Source organism: Candidatus Neomarinimicrobiota bacterium (assembly GCA_016784545.1).
Taxonomy (GTDB): domain Bacteria; phylum Fidelibacterota; class UBA8477; order UBA8477; family JABMPR01; genus JABMPR01.
Map to the genome: position 1 here is coordinate 1 of JADHUM010000091.1, position 7,861 is coordinate 7,861.

Annotated in this window: 7 protein-coding genes; all 7 read left to right on the forward strand. The window is 42.3% G+C overall.

Annotated features, from left to right (window positions below; genetic code table 11):
- On the forward strand, window positions 1-443 hold a 443-nt coding region (locus tag ISR87_14965), incomplete at its 5' end, for a hypothetical protein (GenBank protein ID MBL7026742.1).
- Between the two features lie 35 nt (window positions 444-478).
- The gene (locus ISR87_14970) at window positions 479-1,987 is read left to right on the forward strand and encodes a DASS family sodium-coupled anion symporter (GenBank protein ID MBL7026743.1); all 1,509 of its coding nucleotides are present in this window, start codon (window positions 479-481) and stop codon (window positions 1,985-1,987) included.
- Window positions 1,984-2,748 (forward strand): hypothetical protein, encoded by a 765-nt coding sequence (locus ISR87_14975; GenBank protein ID MBL7026744.1) that lies wholly within the window; start codon window positions 1,984-1,986, stop codon window positions 2,746-2,748. Before ISR87_14970 ends, ISR87_14975 begins: the two co-directional genes overlap by 4 nt.
- The gene (locus ISR87_14980) at window positions 2,745-3,920 is read left to right on the forward strand and encodes a hypothetical protein (protein MBL7026745.1); all 1,176 of its coding nucleotides are present in this window, start codon (window positions 2,745-2,747) and stop codon (window positions 3,918-3,920) included. Before ISR87_14975 ends, ISR87_14980 begins: the two co-directional genes overlap by 4 nt.
- Before the next feature lie 68 nt (window positions 3,921-3,988).
- Entirely contained in the window at window positions 3,989-5,236 is a 1,248-nt protein-coding gene (locus tag ISR87_14985; protein ID MBL7026746.1) for a hypothetical protein, read from the forward strand.
- A gap of 132 nt (window positions 5,237-5,368) precedes the next feature.
- Window positions 5,369-6,607 carry a hypothetical protein gene (locus ISR87_14990; protein MBL7026747.1) on the forward strand — a complete coding sequence of 413 codons (1,239 nt, stop codon included), beginning with the start codon at window positions 5,369-5,371 and terminating at the stop codon, window positions 6,605-6,607.
- Window positions 6,608-6,632: 25 nt separating this feature from the next.
- Window positions 6,633-7,625, forward strand: coding sequence for an SdiA-regulated domain-containing protein (locus ISR87_14995; GenBank protein MBL7026748.1), 993 nt, complete (start codon window positions 6,633-6,635; stop codon window positions 7,623-7,625).
- The last annotated feature ends 236 nt before the right edge of the window (window positions 7,626-7,861 follow it).

Sequence of the window (7,861 nt, forward strand, 5' to 3'; positions counted from 1 at the left end):
ACATAGTGTATTATTCTGCAAAGAATGGTGCGGAAGATGTCACCTATGCCGTTTCAAATTCAGTTCAACTTGACGATATGCCCTCAAACATATTGGCTGGTTTTGCAGAAATCTATCCAGTCCTCACCACACTTGGTATCCCTGCTGAAGCCGAGTTATCTATGGTTGCAGGCGTAACAGTTGATGAATGGATGGTGAAACCAGGTAAACTTGAGTTTGGTGATGGTCTTTATGGTCGTATGGATATGAGTGTCTGGATCGTTGAAACTGCAGCGGGTGAGTTACGAATTGCAGAATTCTCCTTTGATCATGACTTTCTTAAAGAACGACAATATGATGCTGCAGTTATGGAGCGCTGCACAAGCTTCATACACAAATTAAATAACTACCAACCAGAATGGTCAGAAGTAGGGAGACTTAAAGCTGCTTACCTTTTTGATTAGATTGGCACATCAGTACAGTACAAACAGGAAAATAAATGAATCCTCCTGAAATAAATTTTGATACCAATTTGAATGTGGTGGCTCAAAGGGAGTCCAGCCGGGGAGAGAACCTGACCCGCTATATTGGATTCCCCCTTGGAATCATCTTCTTTCTGATTCTCTATCTCATGCCGACGCCCAATGGATTAACATTGGAAGCTCAGGCAGCCATTGCATCCTTTGCTATGGCGTTAACTTGGTGGGTGACGGAACCGATACCTACTTATGCCACATCGCTTCTGTTGATGGGTTTGTTGACCTTTTTCAATGGGTGGCCAGAAGAAAAGGTCCTGGGTGTATTTGGCTTAGAAGTCATTTGGTTGAATATCCTCGCTTTTATCTTGAGCTCAACGTTGGTAAAAAGCCAATTAGCTAAACGCTTTGCCTTGTGGATTGGTATTCGCTTCGGGCATAGTTCCTATACCATTCTCGGCGCTTTTATTGTGCTACAGCTATTTTTGGCACCTTTTATACCGGCAACCACAGCTAGAACAGTGATGGTCTTGCCTGTAATGTTGGTAATATCTTCCATCTATGGTTCTACATCAGGCAATGGCAATAATTTTGGTGTAAACCTGTTTATGCAAAATCTTCAGGGCATCAGTATTTTTTCATCAGGTTTCATAACAGGAAGTACCTGTAACATTGTAGCAGCCGCTTTCATTTTTGAGATGGGTAATCAGAAAGTTTATTATTCTGACTGGATGTTTGGGATGCTTCCTATCACCATCATCGTCATGGCTATCTCGTGGTGGTTGGGACCTAAATATTTATTCCCCATCAAAAAAGAAGATCAACAACCCAAGGTCAAAGGTGGCTTCGATGTCATGCGCAAAATGCTCCATGAAATGGGGGGATTCACCTTAGCAGAGAGCAAGTCTGCTGGAGTATTCCTATTTGTACTTTTTCTATGGGCAACGGATCGTTTTCATGTGGGCTGGTTTGGGTTTGAGATCAGTGCTGTTATGGCTGCTTTGATCGGTGTTGTCTTTGTTTTTCTGCCGAAAATTGGTTTATTAAAATGGAATGATGCAGATATTCCCTGGCATGTGATGATCTTTAGCGCTGGCGCATACTCAGGTGGTTTAGCGCTTTTTGACTCCGGAGCAGCGCGTTGGTTGGTAGGTAGTGTGTTTGAAATGGTGGGGTTGGGAGCTGATTTGAGCTTCTGGACAGTTTACATTATTATTATCGCCTTTTCAATGTATGCTCATCTGTTCTTCACCAGCAAAACAATGAGATCCATAGTGATGATACCTATAATCATTGCTATTGCTCAACAGTTTGGCTTTGATCCTGTGTCTTTAGCTCTGCCTGCAGCCTTCACACTCACCTGGGTGATTACACTCCCAACCAATGCCAAACCAAACCTGATCTTGTATAGTGCTGGACAATTCTCCATCTCTGATAACCTGAAGTATGGGCTGACCGTTTCTACGATTGGAGTGGTTGTCATGATAATAGCAGGTCCTACCTGGTTCAGATTTTTGGGGATTACACCATGATGCGCCTAATAGAAATATTCAGTCTTATCGCGGTTATCGGTTGTTGTTCAACTATAGCCGCTCAAGACATTAATCGCATTGACCAATCGATCTCCATCAATGAAGACGGCTCTGCTGAATTCAAGATGGATATTCAAGTGATTTTTGCAGATAGTAGTCAATCATTAAATATTCCCTCTGAATATGTAGAGATGAGTCAACCAGTTGTTCTGCTTGATGGTGGAGAAATAGGGACCACTGCTACACTAACTTACGACAGAACATCACCAGTCTTTGAAATTCAATTTGAGCAGGCTTTGCTGGGAGCCCACGTCATTACCCTTAACTCAGAGATTACTGAATACCTGAATTGGGAAGAGGCAGGACCAGCGGAGTTCAAGACCTTTAATTGGGAAGTGGTCTATACCAATTCAATACCAATGACAATCGAAGCTTGTGCACTCACAGTCATTTTACCAGATGGATGGAATTATCATCGCGTAAATGGGAGTGAACCCGAGTTTAAAAATAAGGATCCCAAACCACCCTATACATTCACTCAGATTGGAGGGCGGGCAAGCGTCTCAATCTCCAGATCCCAAATGAAATATATGGAACGAGTGGCTATCGAATTCGCTTTTAAAAACGAGCAGAAACCCCATTTACTCATTTGGGTAGGGCTTCTGTTAAGTATACCGTATCTCTATTATTTTAGACATCTAGTTCTCAGAAAAGATGCTGAACCAACAATTAAAATAAATAATGACAAGGAGTCAAAATGAAAATTCTAAAGGTGCTCTTTAGTGGTGCAATACTATTGCCGCTCCTCACACTTGGGCAAGGCGTAACCGTGAGCACGGATAGTGGCCTGGATATTGTGCTAGGTGGGCAAGTGGAGCTTGAATTTATAGATGTGGAAGGTGCTGGAGGTTTTGCCAACCAGGATTTGACTTACCAAAAGGTCAAGAATCGCAGTCCACACATGCGCATTGATATGGCTGTCCTCTCAACCCGTGTTAACTATAATGATAATTTGTATTATCAAATTGAGTTCCGTTTTGATGATGAAAGCGCCTATGTAGATAAACAATATGCACGTCTAAACGTTCCTGGTCTTCACACTCAATTTGAAATGGGTAAGAATCGCCCCTTCGTCAGCACAAAAAGACAATCTGAAGGCTATCCACTGATTGGAACTGCTTTTTGGAAAGGACGCGAAGCCCATTTGCATTCAGAAACTGAAATACCTCTGGGTGAGAAGGGTAAGCTTATTGGTGGTCTGTCATTCGCCATGAAACGTCCGCTGGGAACCGATGATGCGGCTGAGGATAAATCATTTAAAATGATGGTTTATGATGACTATGAACCCAAAAATGGTCAAACCTTTGAATATGGTGTGAAAGCCGGAGTTGAACTTGGCGGTCTCTCTGCTCTGGGATGGTTCTTTACAGGTGAACTCATTGATGATTGGGATTGGAAATCCAGCTTGAAACAATCTTTGGCACCGTATTCCAGCATGGGTGATGAAACTGACCTAACACACTACTGGATGGGTGGTAGAGCTGGTTACGAAATCGGTGGGCTCAATCTTGTGGGTGAGTACATTCAGGCTCAAGACGGTTTGTTGACACGTGAGGGTGCCTATGGAGAAGCATCATATTCCATGAAAGCGCCCAAATTTTTAAATGCCAAAAAATTGACTTTCCTGGGACGTCAGGGTTTTCTTAATTTGAAATCCAAAAAGAACAGTGCTGGAGACGAGCTTGCCTGGGCCTATCTCAGTGAGGCTATGTCATGGGATAGACAAATGACCACGATATCGGCCATGTTGGACATAAATGATAATTTAACACTAAAATTTGAACATTATATCCTTAGTGAAACCACAGGTTCTGATGAACAACCCAGCGTTGACGATGATCAGAGCTTGATGCAGATTAATTTTAGATTTTAGAAAACGATAATAGAGATAATGGAGACAATAGAATGATAAACCACAAATCCTTAAAAGGAGGAAGTAAAATGAAAAAAGTTACCGTATTGCTTATGGTACTAATGGCTGCTTTCTGGAGCTGTGAAGATGACGCGGTTGATGAAGTTCCAACCTATGATTCTTTCAGCATTGAAACAGTTATGTCTGTTGCTACTGCAACAGATGCTAACCCAGAAATCGTACGTATGGTTCCTGGTAGCGATAATATGGCCGTATTTGTTGCATCAGCGACAAATCAATTGTTCGGTATCACCTACACTGCCAGTTCATTTTCCATCAATGAACTAGCTACGCTGAGCACCGGTTCAGCTACTGCTGAATTTACATCGATTGATGTATCTCCACTTATTGGTGGCGAGAATTATGTCGCTGTTTGTGTCGCTGAAGCAGATTGTGGTCGCGGATCAATTAAATTGGTCAAACTCTCTGATCCGACTTCAGTCGTTACTGTCCCGGATATTGGTTACAATCCAGATGGATGTGCCTTTACCAAAGATGGTAAATTTCTGATTGTTGCCTGTGAAGATGATCGCGAAGATCGTACTTGTAAACCAGATACACGTCATGGTGGTAGTGTTTCCATCATCTCTTTGGAAAATGGTATTGCCAGCGCATCTCTCGTTCAGGATTATTTAGTAAATCATGATGTAGATTCTGAACCAGAGCATTGTGAAACTTCAGCAGATGGAACCGTTGTGGTTTCAGTTCAGGAAACCAGTCAGATTCTGGTTTTTAATGCTAACGATGCGCCTCTTGAGGCTTCAGATGTAACTATTGTAGACCTGCAGCCAGACGCCGGTGACAATGAAGCTGAGCCAGATGGGCTTTATATTTATCCAAGTGGTGATTATGCGCTGATCTCTAATGAGAGAAATGGCTCATTCCAGATCCTTGATCTTGCTACTTTTACAGCAACCGATCCAGTTACCGTTGAAAATGATCTTCCAGACGGCTGGAAAGTTGATGGCCGTAAATCAACCAAGCGTACCGAGCCAGAAGAAGCCGCAGTTGTAGAGAAAGATGGACACATCTATGCTCTCATGGCACTTCAGGAGTCACACGCTGTTGTGGTTTATGATGTAACTGATCCTGCCAATATCATTTTTGATTCTGTCTCAGAAGCTGGTATCGGCTGGGAAGCAGACAATGCTCCAGAGGGTTCAAGCGATATTGGTTCTGAAGGATTGGGTGCACATCCAAGCAACGGAATCGTATTCAGTGCCAACGAGCGTGAAGGTAGTGTAACCATGTTCTCCGCTGCCTGGGCACGTGAGTAGAACTTTATACTGATTTAAGATTGACAAACCAGCCTGGTTCTGCCAGGCTGGTTTGTTTATAATACCTCAGTTTATATTCATGATTGATTTAACAGGTTCCAGTTGTTGTCAATGGCTCAAGAGGGAAACAGCATGCTAAAAGTGATCTCAATTCGGTTTACTATCTTTGTTCTAAGTTTTGTAATTTTTGTGGCTTGTGCCTTCAGGAGTGAAGAATCAGTACCAGAAATTGCTACCATATCTCCATTACAAATTTATCCAAATCCCCAAAATGGATATGGTTCGGCAGCTGACCAGCTGGCACAGCCAGATGATGTGGAAATTCTAGACAATGGTGATCTCATCGTTACAGATGTTGATAATGATCGCATCCAGGTCTTTTCCAGGAATGGAACCCTACAAAAAACAATTAATGCTGAAACGCTTGAAATGGGAAATCCTGATATTGTCCCTACTGGTATAAGCAGTGATAAGGCGGGATACATTTATATAACGCTTGAAGGGGTCGGCTCAGTCGCTAGGTTCAATCCTGATATGACATTGGATCAATTAATTGGCTACCAGGGTGTAGTCTCAGCAGATGAATACTACCTCGACCAAAATGATGGTCTCCTCATTAAACCCCAGGGAATTATCGTGTCCCAAGGTGGGGATATTTTTGTCGCCGATATGGATAAAACCATATTCCGTATAGACGGTGTTTACAATTTTGGATTTAGAAAATTCAAGCAGGTTCTTACCGATGAAGTGACCAGATATGTGTATGACAAAGAATTTGCAGCAACTCAGGAAGTAACCAAAATCATGCGGAAAAGTGAGGGGATGGCTATTTCAGAGGAAAAAAGATTGCTTTTTGTGGCTGAGGAAAAGCCAGAGAAGAGTCAATTTGGAAATGCAGAGAAGTACAGATACATCGGCGTGTTTGATCTAGAGACTGGTACGTTTAAAGATCGCCTCATTGGTGTTGAAATGATGGATGGAAAGATTATTTCAGGCTATAGTAAAGACTCCATCGAAGGCTTGAGCGTTTTTGGGGACTATCTATTTGCAGTGGATGAAAAGGCTGGTCGTGTGGATTGCTATAACATAGAATCTGGGAAAAGAGTCGCCCATTTTGGAATCCCTGCGCCATACTATTGTGATGATGAATCAGATTGCGTTATCGAAGGGGTGAATTATAATGAGCAAAACATCATGGCAGGTGGAGCACAAGTGCATCTGCTCAATGATTGGCATAAAAATGAATTGGCCTCGCCTGATGGTGTAAGTACCAGGACTTTGCTAACAGGAGAAAAAATTCTAGCCGTAGTAGATCAGTGGAATTCACGAATTCTAGTTTATGATCTAAATGATATTTTAGGAAAACCGTAGACAATAAAACACTGGGCCACCACTCTTGATTCAAAAAAAAACATTCCAGCTAATTCTGCTATTTGTCCTTGCCGGGATTCTTTTAAGCTGCGGTGGATCAGAGGATATACCCCTGGCAAAAATAGTTACTGAGCAATCTAGATTCCTCCGGGGATACCCCATTGACTTTAGTGCAGATTTGAAAGCTGGTAAAGATGCTAGCGACTACGAGTTCACTTTTGATTTTGGTGATAGCACAGCAGCTACCGGAATTGAAGTCGTCCATATTTATGATTCCCCAGGTGATTACACAGTTACCCTGACCATTACCGGTAGTTCTGGTTCAGAGACAGATACCCGTGATATCAAGGTATTACATTCGCTGGAATTGATGGCGATCTACAGTGTTCGAGTGGATTCACCTTCGGGTTTAAGTTTTGGGAAGGATAAGAGCACGCTCTGGACCGTGAGTGACAAACCTGGGGGTCGTCTTTATGAGATAGATACACTGGGCATTCGAATCCAATCATTAAACTACAGCGGCAATGATTTAGAAGGTATCAGCTTTGACTCCAGAGACTCTACGCTGTGGATGGTGGATGAAAACCTGGGACAACTCATCCATCTTGATTCAGACGGGGGTGCCCTGGGATACCAGAATATTTCAAGTGTGAGTGATGGTGGAGGCCTGGAGGGAGTCACTCTGGATGTCATCCACTCCAAAATATACATGGTGAAGGAAAAAGATTTTGGCGCATTGATTACCCTTGATGAATTGGCCCTTACCCAATCTTTACAACAAATCACCTTTGCGCCAGATTTCTCAAGTATTGCCTACATCACTTCTCAGGACAAACTATGGATACTTAGTGATGAAGCTTCCAACGTCTACCTCGTCAATCTGGATGGCAGTTTTCTGGATGTTTATGCCATTGATATGGTTCAACCCGAGGGGATGGTGTTTGATGATGAAAGTCAAATATTTTATATAATTGACGATACAACAGAGAAGCTCCATAAATATAAATTCTGGGATTAGGTATCACCTTTCCAACCAATTCCCAAAAGTTCTAGCTGTAATCAAGTAACATCACGAATTTGACAAGAGCTGTAATAGTTGCGGTTACACAATAATTGCTGTATCTTTCTGCATGATCGATGCTCTTAATCGATTTGTTTGAGTTCTGACTCCTTCTGTGGTTGATAAAATCAAACCTACCGAAAAATAAAGGAGGATAACGTGAATACAATTTCCCACCTTCATCTTGGACTGTT

Coding starts and splice junctions, on each gene's coding strand:
- ISR87_14970 (MBL7026743.1), top strand. CDS start 479: ATGAATCCTCCTGAAATAAATTTTGATACCAATTTGAATGTGGTGGCT.
- ISR87_14975 (MBL7026744.1), top strand. CDS start 1,984: ATGATGCGCCTAATAGAAATATTCAGTCTTATCGCGGTTATCGGTTGT.
- ISR87_14980 (MBL7026745.1), top strand. CDS start 2,745: ATGAAAATTCTAAAGGTGCTCTTTAGTGGTGCAATACTATTGCCGCTC.
- ISR87_14985 (MBL7026746.1), top strand. CDS start 3,989: ATGAAAAAAGTTACCGTATTGCTTATGGTACTAATGGCTGCTTTCTGG.
- ISR87_14990 (MBL7026747.1), top strand. CDS start 5,369: ATGCTAAAAGTGATCTCAATTCGGTTTACTATCTTTGTTCTAAGTTTT.